We start from the raw sequence: 19257 nt of genomic DNA, 5'->3' as shown, positions 1-19257 counted from the left end.
AACCGCATCCGGTGAACCGAGAACACCGACCGCGTTGTACGAGACGAACAAAGACCTTGGAGGGCACCGATGCTCGCGTCGGTCCTGGAAACGCCCTGGTTGGGCGAGACCGAAGTCCCCTGCCGCCTTCAGCCCGACCTGTTCTTCGCCGAGGCCCCGGCCGATGTCGAGACGGCCAAGTCCGTCTGCGGCGCCTGCCCCGTCCGGGAGCAGTGCCTGTCCGACGCCCTGGACCGCAAGGAGCCCTGGGGTGTCTGGGGAGGCCAGCTCCTCGTCGCCGGCCAGGTCGTGGCGCGCAAGCGCCCCCGCGGCCGCCCCCGCAAGAACCCGACCCCGGTCGCGGCCTGAACGGTCACCCGAATTCCACCGCAGCACCCGAGAACGACCCGCAGAAACGGAAAACACGAAGATGATGATCCTCGAACTCCTGGACAGGACGAACGAGAACGACACCGAGAACCGCGAGCGCCAGGGCGTACGCCTCACCGCACGGCAGATGCGCGCCCGCCAGCGGGAGCAGCGCCGTGCGGAAGACGCGCTCATGGAAATCGCGTGGTCACGCCTCTGTTGATCCGGTGACCGGGTGCGGTGGTGACCTGCGGTGACCACGGCACCGGGCCCCGTCTCAGAGGCGCGGACATGCGGAGCCGACCAGCGGCCGGACGGCGACCCCGGAAAAAGGGGTCACCGTCCGGTCTCTTTTTCGTATACGGAACATAAAGGAATTGCCCGGTTCGGGGCCCGGAAGGCCCCCGGGAAGGGGTTCGAACGCCCCAGGTCAAGCCCGGATGTGCGACGGGGGCGGGATTTGCGGCCTGCGGGACCACCCGGTGAGGGGGAGTGGAGCCCACGGCATAACGGGACGACACACTCCTGTTCGAGAGCGCTCTCCTCGGCTACCGTAAAGTCCGTGCCCTCGAACACCAAAATCGAGGTGCGACGCAGTCCTCGCCGCCGGCGCACCGTGTCGGCCTACAGGGACGGGGACACGACCGTCGTCCTCGTGCCCGCGACGTTCTCCCGCGCAGAGGAAAAGCGCTGGGTGGGACGCATGCTGCAACGGCTGGAGGCCCGCGAGGAGCGGCGCCGGCCCGGCGACGGGGAACTCCACGACCGCGCGGTCGAACTCGCCCGCCGCTACCTGGACGGCACCCGGCTGCCCGACAGCGTCCGCTGGGTCGACAACCAGAACTCCCGCTGGGGTTCGTGCACCCCCGACACCCGCACGATCCGCATCTCCCGCCGCGTCGCCGGGATGCCCGCCTGGGTGGTGGACTACGTCCTCATCCACGAGCTCGCGCACCTGTTCATCCCGCACCACGGCCGGGAGTTCTGGGAACTGGTGCACCGCTACCCCAAGGCCGAGCGCGCCCGCGGCTACCTGGAGGGGTTCGGCGCCGGATCGCGCTCCGAGCCCTGCCCGGACGGCATCGCCCCCGACGAGGAGGCGCTCACCGAGGACGAGGTCGCCCTCGAAGAGGAGTGACCCCCGCCCTGCCGCAACGGATCATGCCGCCCGGACGCCCGGACGCCCGGACGCCCGGACGGCAAGCGGTATCCGTGCGAGGGGGCCGCGTACCGACGGCGGCGCGTCCGGTGCCCGCCGGGGTCAGCGGGCGGCGGCGCGGTGGGCCGCCACGGCCTCGGCGGCGGCCCGCACCAGGGAGCGGGTCACGTCGTCGGTGGGCTCGGGCAGCGCGTCCACCGGGAACCAGCCCAGGTCGGCGGACTCGTCCGGGTCCATCACCGGCTCCGCCCCGCTCGGGGCCAGCACCGCGTACTGCACGTCCAGGTGGAAGCTGCCGCCGCCGCACGGCACCGCGTGCCGGTCCAGCCGGATCGGCTCGGGGAGCAGTTCCAGGCCCGCGATGCCCGACTCCTCGGTCGCCTCGCGCAGCACGGCCCCCGCCAGGGTGGCGTCCTGCGGCTCGCAGTGACCGCCGGTCTGCAACCACATCCGGTGGATGCGGTGCAGCGTCAGCACCACCCGGTCGCCCTCGGCGGAGACGACCGCCGAACTGGCCGTGATGTGCCCGGGCAGGCAGGAGCGCCACATCCCGTCCCCGTGGGCGTCCAGGTGCTCCACGTACGCGCGGCGCAGCTCCTCCTGGCGCGCGTCGGGGGCGGCCCAGGCGGCCAGCACCGCCCGGGCGTCGGCGTGCAGCGACACCTAGGAGTCCTCTCCCGGCTCGTCCTTCTTCTTTCCGGGCCCGGCGGACCCGTCCGCGTCGGCGTCCCCGTCGGCCGGCGCGCCCGGGGCGTCCCCGGTGAGCGTCGAGATGTCGAAGTCGGCGTCGGCGAACGCGCCGCCGCTGACGAACGCCGCCGGGTCGTCCAAATCCTCGCCGCCCGGCATCAGGTCCGGGTGCTGCCACACGGCATCGCGCCCCTCGATCCCGCGCGCCTCCTCCAGCGCCTTCCACAGCGCCTGCGCCTCGCGCAGCCGCCGCGGACGCAGCTCCAGCCCGACCAGGGCCGCGAAGGTGTGCTCTGCCGGCCCGCCGGTGGCCCGGCGCCGCCGGGTCGCCTCGGCCAGGGCGTCCGCCTGCGGCAGCCGCCCGCTCACCGCTCCCGACACCACGGTCGCCACCCAGCCCTCGATGAGGGCCAGGGTGGTCTCCAGCCGGTTGAGCGCCGCCTTCTGCCGCGGGGTGTCCTCGGGCTGGAAGAGGCCCTGGCCGCCCAGCGCCTCCTGGAGCGCCTCCGGGTTGCTGAGGTCGATCTCGCCGAGCCGGTCCTCCAGGCCGCTGACGTCGAAGGACATCCCGTCGGCGTACTCGGAGACCAGCCGGAACACGTGCGAGCGCAGCCACGGCACGTGCGCGTACAGCCGGTGCACCGCCGCCTCGCGGGCGGCCAGGTACAGCCGCACCTCGTCGTCGGGGATCTGGAGCCCCTCGCTGAACTTGGCGACGCCCAGCGGCAGCAGCGCCGCGCTGCCCTCGCCGGCCAGCGGCAGCCCGATGTCCGCGGTGCCCACGACCTCCTGGGAGAGCTCGCCCACGGCCTGGCCGGCCTGCTGGCCGACCATCATGCCGCCCATCTGCTGGATCATGCCCAGCAGGGGGCCGGCCACCGAGCGCATCTCCTCGGGCAGGCTCTGCCCCATGGAGGTGACGGTCTTGCTGGTCAGCGGGTCGCACAGCTGCGACCAGGAGTCCATGGTCCGCTCCACCCACTCCGAGCGGCTCCACGCCTGCGTGGTCTGCACGCCCGAGGGAAGGGAGGTGGACTGGTCCAGCCACAGGTCGCCCAGGCGCAGCGCCTCCTGGACCTTGGCGTAGTCTCCGGGCGGCACACTGGGGTCGCCCTTCTGCGCGACGACCTGTCGCGCTATGTCCTTGGCCATACTCCAGTTGATGCCCGAGCCCGTGCCCTGCCCGGAGGCGGGGCCGCCGGGGGCGGGCTGGGACGACATCATGTCCGCGAACTGGCGCAGCATGTCGGCCATCTGCTGCGGGTCGCCGAACGGGAACCCGTCCGGCGTACCGGGATCTCCTCCGCCCGGGCGGCCGCTGCCGGCACCACCCGAGCCGGAGTCGCCAGAGCGGCGTCCGGACTCGTCATCGGGATCGTTCGGCATGCTGAAACCGAAAGGCAGGTCGCTCACAATCAGACCTCAGGCAGGATTAGGTTTGGTCTCCACTGTCACGTTAGCTGGGAGTCGCCCGGAGTGAATACCGAAAGCAGCCAGGTTCGCCCAGAGCACAGCCGGTCCGGAGGGGCCGGGGCGGTCGTCGCCGTCACCGGTGCGGCCTCCGGGGTGGGCCGACTCCTCGTGCAACGCCTGGCGGCGCCGGAAGGTTCCGCGGTTCCGCGCGAGGTCGTCGCCATCGACTCCGAGTTCGCCGACCTGCGCGGCGTCACCTGGCGCATCGCCGACGTCCGCGACCCCGGGCTGGTCTCCCGCCTGGGCGGCGTGGACGTGCTGGTGCACACCGCCGACGACCGCTCCCTGGAGACCCGGCCCGCGGACCGGCGCGCCCACAACCTCCGCGCCGCGCAGACGGTCCTGACCGCCGCGGCGGCCTCGGGGGTGCCGCGTGTGCTCCTGGTCACCGGCACGATGGTCTACGGGGCGGCCCCGGACAACCCGGTCCCGCTCCCGGAGAACGCGCCCCGCGTCTCGGACAACGGCGACGGCCTCATGGGCGACTTCGCCGAGATCGAGGCGCTGGCCGAGCGCGCCCGCCGCGCCCACCCCGGGCTGGCCGTCACCGTGGTCCGCCCCGCGCCCCTGGTGGGCCCCGGGCTGGACACCCTGCTCAGCCGCCACTTCTCGGCGCCGCGCCTGCTCACCGTCAAGGGGCACCGGCAGCACTGGCAGTTCTGCCACGTGGAGGACCTGGCCCGGGCGCTGGCGTTCTGCGCCCTGCACGGGGTGGACGGCCCCGACGGGGTGGTCGCGGTCGCCAGTGAGGGATCCCTCACCCAGGAGCAGGTGGAGGAGATCGCCGGGATGAAGCACTTCGAGGTGCCCGCCAACCTCGCCTTCGGCACGGTCCGCCGCCTGCACCAGGCCCGGATCACCCCCGCCGCGGAGGGGGAGCTGAAGTTCCTCGTGTACCCGTGCGTGGTGGACGGGGCGGCGCTGCGCGCGGCCGGGTGGAAGCCCTTGCACGACAACGAGGCCGCGCTGGCGAGCCTGCTGGAGTCCCGGGGCGGGCCCGCGCTGGTGGGGCGCAGCATCGGCCGCAAGGAGGTGGCCGTCACGGCCGCCGGGGCGGCGGGCGCCGCCGCGGCCGCGATCGGGACCGCCGTGACCATCCGCCACCTGCGCAAGCGCAAGGGCGGCTGACCCCGCGCCCGGCCCCGTCCGCCGTCCGATCCTGAGAGGGCGCGCCCGCCGTGCCCCGCGGGCGCGGCTCGGCAGGCCACCGCCCGGTCGCCGTGTACGCTCCGCCGTCCGTGCCCCGCGCGGGCGGGGCGCCCCCGCCCGTTGGGCCGCGAGGGCATCGCCGGTCGTTCGGGCCCGAGCCCGGCCCCGCGCCCGCCGCAGCCCCGCAGGGGGCGGTCGGCCGCCGGGGGCCGGGGGCCGCCGCACGGCCCCGGACCAACCGTGACGTGTCGGAAGGGACGATTGGTACCTTCTAGGAGTGGAACAGATCACGCTCGCCTCGGTACGCGACAGCCCTCTCTCGGTGGACGAGGTCCTCACGGCCGTCCAGGACCCCCGCGCGGGCGGAACGGCCGTCTTCATCGGCACCGTCCGCGACCACGACCACGGGCGCGACGTCGCCCGGCTCGGCTACTCGGCGCACCCCACCGTCGAGGCCTCGCTGAGGTCGGTCATGGAGAAGGTGCTCGCCGACACCTCGGTCCCGGGCCGCTCCGTCGTCCGGCTGGCCGCCGTCCACCGGGTCGGGGACCTGGAGATCGGCGACCTCGCGGTGGTCGTGGCGGCCTCCGCCGAGCACCGCGAGGAGGCGTTCGCCGCCTGCCGCAGGCTCATCGACGACCTCAAGGCCCAGGTGCCCATCTGGAAGCACCAGGCGTTCGCCGACGGCGACGACGAGTGGGTGGGGGCGCCCTGACACGCCGCGTATCCCGACGGCAATAAGGTGTGCAGCATGGTTCGTCGTGTCATGACCCTTGTTGTCGCCCTCATCCTCCTCGCCGGGCTCGGGATCGGCAGCCGCTTCCTGCCGATGCCGTACCTGGTGGCGGGGCCGGGCGTCACCCTGGACACGGTGGGCCGCACCGAGGACGGCCCGGTCATCGAGATCGAGGGCACCGACAGCTACGAGCACGAGGGCTCGCTGTCGATGGTCACCGTGCAGTACGCCGGCGGGCCCCAGCACCGCCTCGACTTCTTCACCGTCGTGCGCGCCTGGCTGTCGCCCACCGAGGCGGTCATGCCCGAGGAGCTGCTCTTCCCCGCCGGGCGCAGCCCCGAGGAGGTCAGCGAGCGGCAGACCGTCCAGATGAACGACTCCCAGACCGACGCCACCGCCGCCGCCCTCAACCAGGTCGGCCTCGGCTACGACGCGGTCCCCGTGGTCGCCGACGTGGTCGAGGACATGCCCGCCCAGGGGCGGGTCGAGCCCGGCGACGTCATCACCTCCGTGGACGGCGAGGAGGTCGACATCCGCTCCGAGGGCGAGCCCGGCACCGCCGTCGGCAGCGCCGCCGTCGTGGAGCGCGTGGGCGACCGCGAGCCCGGCGACACCGTCTCCCTCACCCTGGACCGCGGCGGCGAGGAGGTCGAGGTCGAGCTGGTGACGGAGGAGGGCGAGGAGGGCCGGGCGGCGGTCGGCATCCTCATCGCCGACGAGATGGACTTCCCCATCGGGGTCGACATCACCGTCGGCGACATCGGCGGCCCCAGCGCCGGGATGATGTTCGCCCTGGGCATCATCGACCGGCTCAGCGAGGACGGGCTCACCGGCGGCGCCTCCGTCGCCGGGTCGGGCACGATCGACTCCGCGGGCGCCGTCGGCGGGGTCAGCGGCATCCCGCAGAAGATGGTGAGCGCCCAGCGGGACGGCGCCGAGTACTTCCTCGTCGCCGCCGACAGCTGCCCCCAGATCTCCCAGTCCGCCGCCTACGGCGAGCTGGAGGTCGTCCGCGTGGAGACCCTCACCGACGCGGTGGAGGCCCTGGAGACCATCCGCACCGGCGAGGGCGACCTGCCCCGCTGCGAGTAGCCCGCACGCACCCGGGGCCCCGGCGACGACCGGGGCACCCGGCGTCCGCGGGACCCGGGAGCCGGAGCGGAGGGGCCCGCCGCGGGCCGTCCGCCGAGGACCCCGCGGACGGCCCCCGCCTACTTCTCCAGGTCCAGGGTGAGGGCCAGCGCGGAGGTCAGCGCCGGGACGAGGTCGACCCCGTTGAGGACCGCCTCCTCGGTGTCGTGGCTGCGCATGCGCAGCGCGCAGTGACGCGAGCCGTCCCGCAGCACGCCCGCGACCATGCGGATCTCCTCCGTCTCACGGCCCTCGGCGGTGACGTCCTCACCGGGCGAGAGCGTCTCGTCGGAGCCCTTCACCACCAGCCGCTCCATGACCAGGGCGCAGCCGGCGACCCCCTCGGGCCACATGATGCGGCCCAGCGCCTCCTCCAGCGGGAGGTCGTCGGGGAGCGGGTCCTGCTCGACCGGCGTCAGCTCCAGGGGGTCGGGCTCGCCGGTGACGCCCAGCATCTCGGCGAGGGCGGGCTCGGCGGCCAGCAGTTCGACCGTCGGCACCAGGGCGTACAGCCCCAGCGGCCGGTCCCACCCCTGATCGGCGGCGTGGCGTTCGAGGTCCATGACGGCTTCGCGAATGTTCGACACGCTCCCATAGTGGCCGATGTGGGAACCTCGCCGCTCCCGTTCGCGGACAGTAGGGTCACAAAGGGACCACGACGAATCCACAGGGTTGCCGTGCCGATACACCAACGATGCGACCTTGTCACCCCCATGGGACAGGTTTCGGGAACTCCGAAGGGTCGAAGTGAAGTTCTCCGTAAACAAGGCGCTGCACGCGCACCGAACGCACCTAACAAGCCATAACGAGGGGGAGGCGTGAGCTTCCGATCGCCCGGCGCACCACCTGCGCGCATGCCTCGTCGATCAAGGTTGCTCGCGCCAGTCGCGGCGACCGTGGTCGTCATCATCGCGGGGTTGATGTTCGCCGCGAACTTCTGGACCGACTACATGTGGTTCCAGTCCGTCGGCTTCACCTCGGTCTTCCTGACCGAACTCTGGACACGGGTGCTGCTGTTCGCCGTGGCCGCGCTGGTGATGGCCGTCATCGTCGGCATCAGCATCTTCTTCGCCTACCGGGCACGGCCCGGCATCCGGCCGATGAGCCTCGAACAGCAGGGCCTGGACCGCTACCGGCAGTCCATCGACCCGCACCGCAGGCTCTTCTTCTGGATCGCCGTGGGTGCGCTGGCGCTGCTGTCCGGCGCCGCCGCCAGTGGTGACTGGCGGGCCTACCTGCAGTTCGTCAACGGCGTGGACTTCGGGGTCGCCGACCCCGAGTTCCGGATGGACATCGCGTTCTTCACGTTCGTCTACCCGTTCCTGCGGATCCTGCTCGGCTACCTCTACGCCGCCGTGATCCTGGCCTTCATCGCCGCGGTCATCGTGCACTACCTGTACGGCGGCGTCCGCCTCCAGAACGACACCGGCCAGCGCGCCACCCCCGCGGCCCGGGTGCACCTGTCGGTGCTGCTCGGACTGTTCGTGCTGCTGCGCGCCGGGTCCTACTGGCTGGACCGCTACGGGCTGGTGTTCTCCGAGCGCGGCTACACCTTCGGCGCCTCCTACACCGACGTGAACGCGGTCAAGACCGCGCTGACGATCCTCACCGTCATCTCGGTGATCTGCGCCCTGCTGTTCTTCGCGAACATCTACTTCAAGAACACGATGGTCCCGGTGGCCAGCCTCGGCCTCCTGGTGCTGTCCGCGGTGATCGTCGGCGTCGCCTACCCCGAGATCGTCCAGCGCTTCCAGGTCAACCCTAACGAGCAGCGCCTGGAGAGCGACTACATCCAGCGCAACATCGACAGCACGCGGGCGGCGTACGACATCGAGGACGCCCAGGCGGAGCCCTACGACGCCACCACCGAGCTGAGCGCCGAGGACCTGGTCCAGGAGGCCCAGGGCACCACGGTCCGCCTGGCCGACCCCTCCGTGGTCTCGCAGACCTTCCAGCAGATGCAGCAGGTCCGCGGCTTCTACCAGTTCCCCGACGTCCTGGAGGTCGACCGCTACCCGGACGCCGACGGCAACCTGATCGACACGATCGTCGCCGTCCGCGAGCTGGACGGCCCCCCCTCGGACCAGAACAACTGGCTCAACCGGCACCTGATCTACACCCACGGCTACGGCTTCGTCGCCGCCGCGGGCACCCAGATCGACGCCGAGGGCCGGCCGGTCTTCACCGAGTACAACATCCCGCCCCGGGGCGAGCTGAGCGACGTCGTCGGCGAGTACCAGGAGCGCGTGTACTACGGCCGCGAGGGCGCCGACTACGTCATCGTCCAGGCCGAGGAGGAGTACGACTACCCCCTCGACGCCGAGGGCGAGACCGGCGACGTCCCCACCCCGGAGGACGCGGTCGACCCCGAGGTGAGCCCGAGCCCGGACGACGCCCAGGCCCCGGCCGACGCCGAGACCACCGAGGAGGAGGCGCCCGCCGAGGGCGAGTCCGCCGAGGAGGGCGCCGGCGGCTCGCAGGCCTACAACCGCTACGACGGCAGCGGCGGCGTGCAGCTGGACTCGTTCTTCGAGCGGATCCTGTACGCGATCAAGTACCAGGAACCCAACATCCTGCTCAACAGCGCGATCACCACCGACTCGCGCATCCTCTACGAGCGGGACCCGCTGGACCGGGTCGAGAAGGTCGCGCCGTTCCTCACGGTGGACAGCCGCCCCTACCCGGCGGTCGTCGACGGCAAGATCGTGTGGATCGTGGACGCCTACACCACGTCCGACGGCTACCCGTACGCCAACCGGATCGACTTCACCCAGGCGGTCACCGACACCTTCACGGACGGGACGCTCCAGCAGGTCAGCACGCTGCCCGGCAACGAGGTCAACTACATCCGCAACTCGGTCAAGGCCACCGTGGACGCCTACGACGGCACGGTCACGCTGTACGCCTGGGACGAGGAGGACCCCGTCCTCCAGACGTGGATGGGCGCCTTCCCCGGCATCGTCGAGGACAAGGACGAGATGAGCGAGGAGCTCATCGACCACCTGCGCTACCCGGACGACCTGTTCAAGGTGCAGCGCGAGATCATGCGCGAGTACCACGTGACCGACCCGGCGGCCTACTACGGCGGCCAGGACTTCTGGGCCGTTCCCAACGACCCGACCGGTGCCACCGACCGGCCCGAGTCGCCCTACCGCCAGACCATCCAGTTCCCGGGCGACGAGGAGGCCAGCTTCTCGCTGACCACCACCTACGTGCCCCGGGGCCGTGAGAACCTCGCGGCGTTCATGGCGGTCGACAGCGACCCGCGCTCGGAGGACTACGGCCAGCTGAAGCTGCTGGAGCTGCCGCGCAGCACCGTCATCTTCGGCCCGGGCCAGGTCCAGAACGCGTTCGACGCCGACGCCAACGTCCGCGAGGTGCTGCTCCCGCTGGAGCAGTCCAACGCCGAGGTGACGCGGGGCAACCTGCTCACCCTGCCGTTCGCGGGCGGCCTGCTCTACGTCGAGCCGCTGTACGTGCAGGCGGGCGGCGGCGGAGCCGCCTCCTTCCCGCTGCTGCAGCAGGTCATGGTCGGCTTCGGCGAGGAGGTCGCCATCGGCAGCAACCTCCCCGACGCGCTGAGCAACCTGTTCGACGGGGCGGCGGCCCCGCCGGCCGAGGAGGGCGAGGAGGAGGCCCCCGAGGAGGAGGCACCCGAGTCCGGGGCCGGCTCCGGCGGAGGCGACCAGGACGTCACCGACGCCCTCAACGAGGCCGTCGAGGCCTGGGAGGAGGCGCAGGAGAACCAGCAGGAGTCCGACGAGCGCCTCCGCGAGGCCCTGGAGGCCCTGGAGGAGGCCCTCGGCGAGGACCAGGGCGGCAACTAGCCGTACCGGCGGGCGGTGCCACGGCACCGCCCGCCACCCGGCTCCGCCACGGGGCGGGACCCGCACGGGTCCCGCCCCGTTCCCGTTCCCCGGGGGCGGTCCACGGCCGCCCGCCACGGGCGCCGGGACGCCCTACGGGCCCCTCACGCCCCCGAACGGGCGCGAGGGGCCCGGGGCCGGTCCGCGGCCCCGCGCCCCGCCGCGGCGTCCCCACCGCCGGGGGAGGCCCGGTCCGCGGCCCGCGCACGGCCGGGAGGGCCGGCACCCGCCGCCCGGCCCGCCGCAGGCGTCCGTGGGAGGTGCCGCCACGCGGCCGTGCGGGGACGGGCGCGGCTTTCCTGTGCGGCATCCGTAGGGCCGTCCACCGCCCGGTCCCCTCGGCCCGCCGCAGGCGTCCGTGGAGGGTCCCGCCCCGGCCGCCCGGACGCGGTGCGGCTCCCTCTCCGGCGGTGGCGTCGCCCGGCCGGCCGTACGTACGTGCCGGGGGAGGACTCGCCCGGCCGTGCGGGAGGGGTGCGCTTTCCTCGCCGGCGGTGTCGGCCGGGCCCCGTCCGGTCCGCCGTAGGTGAGCGGGAGGCCGCCCGGGGGAGCATGCGGGAGGGGCGCGGCTTTCCCGGGCGGCATCCGGCGGGCGGGCCGCGGGGAGCCGTCCCCCGCCCGGTCCCTCGGGCGGTGCCGGGCGGGCTCCCGGCGGCGCCGTCCACCGGGCGCGGGTCGCCGATTCGCGTTCCCGTCCCCGGCGCGCTACTCTGAAGACACAACGACGCGGGGTGGAGCAGTTCGGTAGCTCGCTGGGCTCATAACCCAGAGGTCGCAGGTTCAAATCCTGTCCCCGCTACCAAGGCCCGGACCCGGGATGAATTTCCCGGGTTCGGCGCTTTTCCCGGTTCATTCCTCACGGAATGCCCGGGAGGGTGACGATCTTCACGATCATCACCGGCCCGGGTCCCGTACCCGGTTGAACAGGGCCGATCTCACCGTTCTCCCTCACGGGAAACGATTTGCGGCCCGGGGGGAAACCCTCTAAAGTAGAGATCAACGGCGCGGGGTGGAGCAGTTCGGTAGCTCGCTGGGCTCATAACCCAGAGGTCGCAGGTTCAAATCCTGTCCCCGCTACTGAAATCGGGCCCGGAAATCCAAGGGATTTCCGGGCCCGAGTCTTTTCCCCGACGCGTTGCGGGGCCTTCCCGTTCTCCGTTCCGCCCTTCCGGGGGCCGGACGCCGTCGGGCGAGGGGACGCTTCGACGGCGCCCGGGGTTCCGGCGGGCGCGCCCCGGGCCGCGAGCCGCTTCCGGCTCCCGTCGGGACGCGCCCCGCACACCCGCGGCCCTCAGCGGGTGCGGCCCTCCACCAGCTCGACCACCCGGTCGGCACGCTCGGCGACCTTGGGGTCGTGGGTCACCACGACCACCGCCGAGTCGCGGATCCGCGCCTGCTCCAGCAGCTGGTCCATGATCATGCGGCTGCTCTCGGCGTCCAGGGCGCCCGTGGGCTCGTCGGCGAGGATCAGGGCGGGGTCCCGGCTCAGCGCCCGCGCCAGGGCCACACGCTGCTGCTCACCGCCGGACAGCTGGTGCGGCTTGGAGTGGAGCCGGTGCCCCAGCCCCACCGCCTCCAGCAGGTCGCGGGAGCGGCTGCGGCGACGCAGCGCCGGCATCCCCGCCAGCACCAGGGGAACCCCGACGTTGGCCAGTGCGGACCGCCGCTCCAGCAGGTGGAACTGCTGGAAGACGAACCCGATGCCCTCGCCGCGCAGCCGCGAGCGCGGCCCCTCGCCCAGCCTGCTGGTCGCCACGCCGTCGAACGTGTACTCGCCGCCGCTGGGCTTGTCCAGCAGGCCGAGCAGGCTCAGCAGGGTGGACTTGCCCGAGCCGGACTGGCCGATGATCGCCACGACCTCGCCCCGGAACACGTCGAACGTGCAGTCGTGCAGCACGTCGATCCGGGTCCCCGACACCGTGAAGTGCCGGGTGAGCCCGTCCACCCGCAGCAGCGGGGCCTGGTGCGGGAAGGGCTGCGGGACCAGCGGGGACGGAGCCGTGGTCACCTACATCCCCTCCTCTTCCAGGTACATGTCGTCGGTCTCGTCCTCGGCCCCCGGGACGTCGAACCGCGAGTCCAGCGGGATCGGGTCCATGACCTGCTCCCCGACCTCCACACCCGAGACGACCTCGATGAACGAGCCGTCGGAGACGCCCAGCTCGACCGGGCGCACCTCCTCGGTGCCGTCCTCGGCCACCACGATGACCTCGCCCTCGCCGGTGGTGCCGCGCACCGCCGTCACGGGCACGACCACGACGTCCTCGGCCCGGCCGGTGCTGATCGACAGCTTGCCCTGCACGCCCTCGAACACCTGCATGTCGGAGGGGACCCGGCAGGCCAGCTCGCCGCCCGCGCCGCCGCCGGTGTCACCGCCGCCGTCCATCGGGAAGCCGCCGTCGGTGCCGGACGGCTCCTCGCCGCCCTCGGCCGCGCCCAGGGACAGGAACTCGCACGGGGCGGGCGGCGGACCGTTCTTGATCTCCAGGAGGATGTCGTCGGGCTCCTCGTAGAACCGGTACAGGTCGTTGGCGGGGATCGTGGAGACCGCCCGGTACACGTCCGGGGCCACGGTGGCCACCACGGCCCCCGGCTCCAGGACGTCGCCCACCTGCACGTCGTCCAGGCCGGACACCTTGCCGTCCACCGGCGCGTAGAGACTGACCTCGCGGGTCACCGGGGCGGCCGGGGCCGCGTCCTCGCCGCCGGCGTCCGGGGCGGGCTCCTCGGTGATCTTCACGTTGACGATGGGGGCGCCCTCCTCCACCTCGGCGCCCTCGGTCACCCACAGGTGGACGACCTGGCCGCCCTGCTGGGCCTTGACGCCCTTGCCGGGCTCGGCCCGCACGGTGGTGTCCAGCACCATCACGGAGTCGACGGTGCCCAGCTCCACGGGGTGGGGCGCGCCGCCCACGTCGACGGCGCCCTCGGTGACGAACTCGTCCCCGGAGCCGCCCAGGCGGTTCAGCAGGAGGTACCCGCCGCCGCCGACCGCGACCACGAGCAGCAGTGCCGCCGCGCCGATGATGATCCACTTCTTCACGTGTGTCTCCTATTCCCGCAGTCCGGCGACGACGGACGAGCGCAGTGCCCGAAGGGCGGGGATGACTCCGGCGAGCAGGCCGACTCCGGCGGCGCTGCCCAGGCCGACCAGCACGGCGGTCGGCGGGATGGCGAGGGGGACGTCGGGCGGCAGGTCGATGAACGCGGCGGCGACCGCGCCGCCGGCCGCGACGAGGATCCAGCAGCCCAGCAGGGCGAGGACCCCGGCCACGAGCGAGACGACGACGGACTCCATCACGACGGCCACGAACAGGGTGAACCGGGTCGCGCCCAGCGCCCGGTAGGTGGCCAGTTCGCGCCTGCGCTCGCGCACCGTGACCAGGCCGACGTTGAGGACGCCGAGCAGGCCGGTGGTGAGGGTGATGGCGGCGATGCCGATCAGCCCGACCGACAGGTAGCCGATCATCTGGTTGACCTCTTCGGCGTAGTCCGCCCGGTAGGCCATGAGCGAGTCCTGGCCCACCCCGCCCCAGCGGTCGGAGGCCGACAGCAGCCGTCCGCTGAAGACCTCGCCCCAGGGGTCGTCCGCGGCGGGGTCGCCGGGGTCGATCCGGACGCTGTACTCGGGGTCGCGCAGGGAGACCGGGGCGGCGGCGCCGTCCGCCGACGTCTCCACGGACTCGCCGTAGATCATCTCCTCGCTGGCGGGCGCGCGCAGCAGGAAGGCCGTGTACCAGCCGCCGTCCAGGGCGGAGCTCTGGGAGACGCCGACGACGCGGACGTCCATCCAGCGGTCGGTGCCGATCTGGACCCGGGTGACGTCCTCCATGTCCGCGGCCAGGGTCTGGTTGACGACCAGGACCGGCGCCAGTGACTCGGCGTCCGCCTCGGTGAACCAGCGGCCCTGGGCCATGGTCATCCGCCGGATGTCGCCGAGGGTGGCGTCCACGGCCCGGATCTCGACGTCGGGGATCACGTGGTCGCCCGAGCGCACGGAGGCGTCCTGGACCATCGTGTAGAGCGACACGTCCAGACCGCCGGCCCGGACGAGGTCCTCTTCGAAGGCCGCCACGTCGGTGATCTCGGTGTCCCAGGTGGCGACGCTGAGGGTGGCGGCGCGCCCGGCGTTGGCCTCGCTGTAGGCGGTCGCGAAACGCTGCCCGAAGTCGCCCGCGGTGACCACGGCGATCAGCGAGCCGACGCCGACGACGATGCCCGCGCAGGAGAGGATGGTCCGGGCGATGTTGGCGCGGGAACCGGCGAAGGCGAGCAGTATCCCGGCCACGAGGGAACGCAGCATACGGTCCCTTCCCAGTGAATGTGTGTGGGGCGGCGCCGCGTCGCGGGCGGCGCCGTACGGGCCCGCGGGGGCGGGCCTCACCCCAGATCATCGCGGAGCGGGCGGGTTTCGGTTCATGATCACCGGGGAATTTTCATTTTTTCCGCGACCGTATGCGGACAGCGCGGGGAGCCGGTCCGGCCGAGGGGGTCACACCTCGAAGCCGTCGCAGGTCAGCGGCGTTCCGGTGGCGGTGTCGGACCAGACAGCGGTGTACACGCCCGGAGCGAGCTCGGCGCCGTCCTCCTCGGGGTATCGGACATGGGCCCATTCGCCGGGAACCGTGTCCGTTTCCAGGACGTGGATCTCGTCGGCCGGCGTGCGGACGGTGATGGTCACCCCGGTCGGCTCGACGTCCTCGGGCGGCAGCAGGCCCAGCTCGACGGGCCCCTCGCCGACCGCGCTGCGCGGCGCCTCGGTGCTCCAGGAGCCCTCGCCGGGGACCCCGGCGGTGTCCACCGCGGGCGTGCACAGCAGCAGTTCGGGGTCGAAGACGGTCTCCGGCGGGGCGGTGGCCCCGGAACCGGGTCCGTCGGCGCCCGCGGAGTCGGCGACCATCCCGTCGAGTTCGTCGGGCGTGTAGCCGTGGCCGTCCCCGCAGGCGGCGACGGTGAGCACGAGTGCGGCGGCGCCCAGCAGGGCGCAGGCCCGTGAGGGCGGGGAAGTGAGGGTCGGCACGGACGCCACGCTACTACTCCCGGCGCCCTGGTCGCGGCGTGCGGGCGCGGGGCCCGCGCCCGTCGCGCCGGCTCAGACCGGGCGCAGCGGGGTGGGGCCCCCGTTCAGCCAGGTCAGGGCCCGGTCGTGCAGGATGCCGTTGGTGCACACCAGTGGACCGCCGTCGGTGAACCCGCCGCCGTTCAGGCTCGTGGCCCGGCCGCCCGCCTCCTCCAGGATGATCGGCAGCGGCGCGGCGTCCCACAGCGACAGCTCCGGTTCGGCCGCGATGTCCACCACGCCCTCGGCGACCATCACGTGCGACCAGAAGTCGCCGTAGGCGCGGGTGCGCCATACGGACCGGGTCAGGCCCAGGAGCGACTCCAGCCGCCCCTGCTCCTCCCAGCCGCCCAGGGAGGAGAAGCTCAGCGAGGCGTCGGACAGCTCCGACACCTTCGACACCTGGCAGCGCGAGGCCTTGGACAGGCTCCGGCCCTGCCAGGCGCCCCCGCCCAGGGAGGCCCACCAGCGCCGGAAGAGCGCCGGGGCCGACACCACGCCGACCACCGGCCGGTCGCCCTCCAGCAGGGCGATGAGCGTCGCCCACACCGGGACGCCGCGCACGTAGTTCTTGGTGCCGTCGATCGGGTCGATCACCCAGACGCGGTTGCTGTTGCCGCTCTTGCCGTACTCCTCGCCCACCACGGCGTCCCGCGGGCGGGCGCGCGACAGGACGCTGCGGAGCGTCTCCTCGACCAGCCGGTCGGCCTCGGTCACCGGGGTGAGGTCCGGTTTGGTGTCGACCACCAGGTCCAGCGCCCGGAAACGCTTCAGCGCTATGTCGTCGGCGGCGTCCGCGAGGACGTGGGCCAGGCGCAGATCATCGTCAAAGGAGACCATGGGCGGTAACGCTACCCTCCCGGGCACGAACATGGCCAAAGGGCCCCACCCGTGTGACCGGAGTGTTAGGGCCTGTCCGGAGCCCGCACCGCAGGACGGGAGCGGTTTCCGGGCGGCCCTGCGCCGGACGGCGCGTGCGGGTGCCCGCTCCCGGCCCGGGAGGGCGCGGTGTCCCGGCGCACCCCTGGCGGCGCGCGGCCCCGGCGGCACCGCCGACGTTCTCCGGCGGCCGGAGGGACCGGGCCGCGCGTGCCGCGCGGTCCTGTGCGGGCGGGGCGGCGGGCGCGCCCGTGTGAGGGGCCGGGGCGCCGGGACCACGGCCGGTACCCGGGACGGGTCTCTGCGGGAGCCTGGTCGCGGATCGCCGGTTCGCGGTCGTGTGGGGCCGGGGCGTTGGGGCCACCGCCTGGGACCCGGGCAGTGCCTGCGGGGGAGGGGCCCGGCCGCGGGGCGGGGAGCGGGGAGGACACGGCGCGGCCGGGCGTTCCGGACCGGAGGCCGGGGGGTGGGAGTCCGCGTGTCCTGATGCCACCATGGGGGGATGGATACCAGAGAGGGCGGGTCGGTCCGCGAGCGCCTCATGGACGCCGCCTACGCCGAGGTCGTCTCCGGCGGGTGGGGCGACCGGCGGATGGCCGACATCGCGGCCGCGGCCCGGGTGTCCCGGCAGACCCTGTACAACGTGTTCGGCAGCAAGGAGGGCCTGCTCCAGGCCGTCGTCGTGCGCGAGGTCAACGCCCTGCTCGACGAGGTGATGCGGGTCCTGGCCGCCGAACACGGGGACCCCGCCCACACCGTGAGCCGGACCGCGCGCCTCATCCTGGACACCGCGGGCGTCAACCCGCTGCTGCACGCCGTGGTCACCGGCGACCGCGAACTGCTGCCGGTGCTGACGACCCGATCCGAGCCGCTGCTCGACGTGCTCGGCGAGCGCATCGCCGCCTCCCTGCGCGAGCACCGGCCCGACCTCGGCCGGGACCTGGCCGAGGCGGTCGCCGACGTCGGCGTGCGCCTCACCGTGTCCTACGCGCTCCAGCCCATCGACCCGGCCGAGGCGGCCCGCCGGGTCGAGACGGTGACCCACGGGATGCTGCTGGTGGGGCACCGGGAGGAGTGTTGAGCGGGCCCGGCCCCGGCCGGGAGCGCACCCGGGCAGTCCCGGTGCGCGGGGCCGAGCGGCCGGCCGTGCCCGACCGGGCGGCCCGCGCGTTCGAACCCGGGGTCCGGTACACCGAGGCCGACGCCGTCATCGGCGGGTTCGGCGCCGACGTCACCGCGCTGCGCCGCGGCCCGGTCGACGAGGGCTTCCCGGAGCACGACCGGGTCCGCCACCGGCGCTGCGGCGGCACCGTCGACCCGTGACCGGCGACCCGTGACCGGTGTCCTGTGGGCCCGGCTCAGGCCGGGGCCTTGAGGAGCCGGTCGACCAGGGCCGCGCCGTCCTCGTCCCCGCCCCCGGCGGCGACGTGCCGCTCCATCAGCTCGCCGTAGGGCAGCAGCAGCTCCGTGCTCACCCCCGCCTCCTCGGCGGTGCGCAGCAGTGTCTTCTCCCCGTGGGCCTGCATGGCCAGGTTCGAGGCCACTCCGGTGGTGAGGTCGCCGCTCTCCAGGCGCCGGGCGAACTCGCCCGCGGCGGGCAGCATCGCCGCCAGCCAGCCCTCCAGCAGTTCGGCGACCCGCGCGGGCGGTACCCCCGACCGCCGGGTCAGCGCGAAGGCGTGGGTGAGCCCCGCGAACATGCCGTCCATCGCGCTGAGCAGGGCCACGTCCAGCAGGGCGGCCAGTCCCGGGTCGTCGCCCTGGAACCGGGCGCCGGTGGGCACGGACAGCGCCGCCCCGTGCTCGGCGAACGCCTCCCGCGATCCGCTGTAGAACGTGTACCCGCCCGACTCCGGGACGCCCACCATGGGCGGGACGGCCATGACGCCGCCGCTGACGAACCGTGCTCCGCGCCCGGCGGCCCACACGGCCCGGGCCCGCGCCTCGCCGGGGGTCGAGGTGGTGATGTCGACGAGGTCCCTGCCGGTCAGGTCCACCCCGTCCAGGACCGAGCCGACGGAGGCGTCGTCGAGCAGGCAGGTGACGACCAGCCGCCCGGCGGCCACCGCCGCGGCGGGGTCGGCGGCGACCTCCGCGCCCTCGGCGGCCAGGGGACGCGAACGGGAGGCGGTGCGGTTCCAGACGGTGAGCGGGTACCCGGCCGAGAGCCAGGAGCGGGCGAACGCGGTGCCCATGTCGCCCAGCCCGAGCAGGACGACGCGGGACGTTCCAGGGGTTGTCTCTGTCATGTCGACTAGGCTCGCGGCGGGCGTCCGAGCCCACAAGTACGCACTTTCACGTGGGTGCTCACCCCGGGGTGAGCGTGCAGGCAGGAGGGACGCGATGGCCCGGCGACCGGGGGCCCGCCACTGCGGGATCGACGCCGCGATGGGTGTGATCGGCGGCAGGTGGAAGGTGCTCGTGCTGTGGGCGCTGGACGCGCGCCCGCACCGGTTCGGCGAACTGCGCCGGGCGCTGGAGGGCGTGTCCGAGAAGGTCCTCGCCGACCACCTGCGCGAGATGCAGGAGGACGGCCTCGTCCACCGCGAGGACTTCGGCGAGGTCCCGCCGCGGGTGGAGTACTCGCTGACCCCGCTGGGGCGCTCCCTCAACGAGGCGCTGGAGCCGCTGGGGGCCTGGGGACAGGAGCACGCCCTGGACACCGCCCCGGATGCCGCCGCGGCGGGGGAGGGGGACGCCCCCGCCGCCGGGCGCCCCCGGGCGGCGAGGGCCCCCGCCCACCCGTGACCGGCGGGGCGGCCCGGCC

19 protein-coding genes and 2 tRNA genes are annotated in these 19257 nt (G+C 73.5%); 12 read left to right on the top strand and 9 right to left on the bottom strand.

The window, feature by feature from the left end:
- Positions 1-69 precede the first annotated feature (69 nt).
- The 3 genes from BUE45_RS07020 to BUE45_RS07015 all read left to right on the top strand — a co-directional run bounded on the left by BUE45_RS07020 (position 70) and on the right by BUE45_RS07015 (position 1486).
- A complete protein-coding gene (locus BUE45_RS07020) occupies positions 70-348 on the top strand; it encodes a WhiB family transcriptional regulator (RefSeq protein WP_073376650.1) in 279 nt (92 codons plus the stop codon).
- Positions 349-409: 61 nt separating this feature from the next.
- Positions 410-571 (top strand): hypothetical protein, encoded by a 162-nt coding sequence (locus tag BUE45_RS32425; RefSeq protein WP_178378471.1) that lies wholly within the window; start codon positions 410-412, stop codon positions 569-571.
- A gap of 339 nt (positions 572-910) precedes the next feature.
- The gene (locus BUE45_RS07015) at positions 911-1486 is read left to right on the top strand and encodes a M48 metallopeptidase family protein (RefSeq protein WP_073376647.1); all 576 of its coding nucleotides are present in this window, start codon (positions 911-913) and stop codon (positions 1484-1486) included.
- A gap of 123 nt (positions 1487-1609) precedes the next feature.
- Here the strand turns inward: BUE45_RS07015 and BUE45_RS07010 are convergent, their stop codons facing one another.
- Together BUE45_RS07010 and BUE45_RS07005 are read right to left on the bottom strand one after the other, a co-directional pair.
- The gene (locus tag BUE45_RS07010) at positions 1610-2170 is read right to left on the bottom strand and encodes an NUDIX hydrolase (protein ID WP_073376645.1); all 561 of its coding nucleotides are present in this window, start codon (positions 2168-2170) and stop codon (positions 1610-1612) included.
- On the bottom strand, positions 2171-3610 hold the full coding sequence (locus BUE45_RS07005) for a zinc-dependent metalloprotease (protein WP_073376643.1): 1440 nt from the start codon (positions 3608-3610) through the stop codon (positions 2171-2173).
- Positions 3611-3673: 63 nt separating this feature from the next.
- Here BUE45_RS07005 and BUE45_RS07000 point away from each other — a divergent pair, with 63 nt between their 5' ends.
- The 3 genes from BUE45_RS07000 (at position 3674) to BUE45_RS06990 (ending at position 6647) form a co-directional block, all read left to right on the top strand.
- Positions 3674-4798 carry an NAD-dependent epimerase/dehydratase family protein gene (locus BUE45_RS07000; RefSeq protein WP_073376640.1) on the top strand — a complete coding sequence of 375 codons (1125 nt, stop codon included), beginning with the start codon at positions 3674-3676 and terminating at the stop codon, positions 4796-4798.
- Positions 4799-5096: 298 nt separating this feature from the next.
- Entirely contained in the window at positions 5097-5534 is a 438-nt protein-coding gene (locus BUE45_RS06995; RefSeq protein ID WP_073376638.1) for a molybdenum cofactor biosynthesis protein MoaE, read from the top strand.
- A gap of 51 nt (positions 5535-5585) precedes the next feature.
- A complete protein-coding gene (locus tag BUE45_RS06990; RefSeq protein ID WP_073376636.1) occupies positions 5586-6647 on the top strand; it encodes a YlbL family protein in 1062 nt (353 codons plus the stop codon).
- A 119-nt stretch (positions 6648-6766) separates the two neighbouring features.
- Here the strand turns inward: BUE45_RS06990 and BUE45_RS06985 are convergent, their stop codons facing one another.
- The gene (locus BUE45_RS06985; RefSeq protein ID WP_073376634.1) at positions 6767-7249 is read right to left on the bottom strand and encodes a PPA1309 family protein; all 483 of its coding nucleotides are present in this window, start codon (positions 7247-7249) and stop codon (positions 6767-6769) included.
- A gap of 333 nt (positions 7250-7582) precedes the next feature.
- Between BUE45_RS06985 and BUE45_RS06980 the strand changes: the two genes are divergently transcribed.
- From BUE45_RS06980 to BUE45_RS06970, 3 genes are all read left to right on the top strand, one after another.
- Positions 7583-10513: a UPF0182 family membrane protein gene (locus tag BUE45_RS06980; RefSeq protein WP_073376632.1), complete on the top strand. Its 2931-nt coding sequence runs from the start codon at positions 7583-7585 to the stop codon at positions 10511-10513.
- A gap of 764 nt (positions 10514-11277) precedes the next feature.
- Positions 11278-11354, top strand: a tRNA-Met gene (locus BUE45_RS06975).
- Between the two features lie 201 nt (positions 11355-11555).
- Positions 11556-11629: transfer RNA gene (locus BUE45_RS06970), tRNA-Met, on the top strand.
- 214 nt (positions 11630-11843) lie between these two features.
- Here the strand turns inward: BUE45_RS06970 and BUE45_RS06965 are convergent.
- The 5 genes from BUE45_RS06965 to hisN all read right to left on the bottom strand — a co-directional run bounded on the left by BUE45_RS06965 (position 11844) and on the right by hisN (position 16451).
- Entirely contained in the window at positions 11844-12560 is a 717-nt protein-coding gene (locus tag BUE45_RS06965; RefSeq protein ID WP_073376630.1) for an ABC transporter ATP-binding protein, read from the bottom strand.
- A complete protein-coding gene (locus tag BUE45_RS06960) occupies positions 12561-13595 on the bottom strand; it encodes a permuted SH3 domain-containing protein (protein WP_073376627.1) in 1035 nt (344 codons plus the stop codon).
- 9 nt (positions 13596-13604) lie between these two features.
- Entirely contained in the window at positions 13605-14855 is a 1251-nt protein-coding gene (locus tag BUE45_RS06955) for an ABC transporter permease (protein ID WP_073376625.1), read from the bottom strand.
- Between the two features lie 189 nt (positions 14856-15044).
- Positions 15045-15572: a hypothetical protein gene (locus tag BUE45_RS06950; protein ID WP_178378470.1), complete on the bottom strand. Its 528-nt coding sequence runs from the start codon at positions 15570-15572 to the stop codon at positions 15045-15047.
- A 72-nt stretch (positions 15573-15644) separates the two neighbouring features.
- Complete coding sequence (gene hisN, locus BUE45_RS06945; protein WP_073376623.1) at positions 15645-16451, bottom strand: histidinol-phosphatase; 807 nt, start codon at positions 16449-16451, stop codon at positions 15645-15647.
- Between the two features lie 541 nt (positions 16452-16992).
- Here hisN and BUE45_RS06940 point away from each other — a divergent pair.
- A complete protein-coding gene (locus BUE45_RS06940; protein WP_073376621.1) occupies positions 16993-17571 on the top strand; it encodes a TetR/AcrR family transcriptional regulator in 579 nt (192 codons plus the stop codon).
- Entirely contained in the window at positions 17565-17813 is a 249-nt protein-coding gene (locus BUE45_RS32420; RefSeq protein WP_394328509.1) for a hypothetical protein, read from the top strand. The genes BUE45_RS06940 and BUE45_RS32420 overlap by 7 nt, the downstream gene beginning before the upstream one ends.
- A 35-nt stretch (positions 17814-17848) precedes the next feature.
- On the opposite strand, the gene BUE45_RS06930 is transcribed toward BUE45_RS32420, so the two are convergent.
- On the bottom strand, positions 17849-18739 hold the full coding sequence (locus BUE45_RS06930; protein WP_073376616.1) for an NAD(P)-dependent oxidoreductase: 891 nt from the start codon (positions 18737-18739) through the stop codon (positions 17849-17851).
- Between the two features lie 94 nt (positions 18740-18833).
- Here BUE45_RS06930 and BUE45_RS06925 point away from each other — a divergent pair, with 94 nt between their 5' ends.
- Positions 18834-19238 (top strand): winged helix-turn-helix transcriptional regulator, encoded by a 405-nt coding sequence (locus BUE45_RS06925; RefSeq protein ID WP_073376614.1) that lies wholly within the window; start codon positions 18834-18836, stop codon positions 19236-19238.
- Positions 19239-19257: the final 19 nt, after the last annotated feature.

Source organism: Nocardiopsis flavescens (assembly GCF_900141985.1).
GTDB lineage: Bacteria > Actinomycetota > Actinomycetes > Streptosporangiales > Streptosporangiaceae > Nocardiopsis > Nocardiopsis flavescens.
This window is presented reverse-complemented; position numbering and strand designations above follow the sequence as displayed.

What these genes read in the sequence shown, in the direction of transcription:
- hisN (WP_073376623.1), bottom strand. Translation starts at nt 16,451, where the DNA reads ATGGTCTCCTTTGACGATGATCTGCGCCTGGCCCACGTCCTCGCGGAC.
- BUE45_RS06985 (WP_073376634.1), bottom strand. Translation starts at nt 7,249, where the DNA reads ATGGACCTCGAACGCCACGCCGCCGATCAGGGGTGGGACCGGCCGCTG.
- BUE45_RS06930 (WP_073376616.1), bottom strand. Translation starts at nt 18,739, where the DNA reads ATGACAGAGACAACCCCTGGAACGTCCCGCGTCGTCCTGCTCGGGCTG.
- BUE45_RS06940 (WP_073376621.1), top strand. Translation starts at nt 16,993, where the DNA reads ATGGATACCAGAGAGGGCGGGTCGGTCCGCGAGCGCCTCATGGACGCC.
- BUE45_RS06925 (WP_073376614.1), top strand. Translation starts at nt 18,834, where the DNA reads ATGGCCCGGCGACCGGGGGCCCGCCACTGCGGGATCGACGCCGCGATG.
- BUE45_RS06990 (WP_073376636.1), top strand. Translation starts at nt 5,586, where the DNA reads ATGACCCTTGTTGTCGCCCTCATCCTCCTCGCCGGGCTCGGGATCGGC.
- BUE45_RS32425 (WP_178378471.1), top strand. Translation starts at nt 410, where the DNA reads ATGATGATCCTCGAACTCCTGGACAGGACGAACGAGAACGACACCGAG.
- BUE45_RS06955 (WP_073376625.1), bottom strand. Translation starts at nt 14,855, where the DNA reads ATGCTGCGTTCCCTCGTGGCCGGGATACTGCTCGCCTTCGCCGGTTCC.
- BUE45_RS07020 (WP_073376650.1), top strand. Translation starts at nt 70, where the DNA reads ATGCTCGCGTCGGTCCTGGAAACGCCCTGGTTGGGCGAGACCGAAGTC.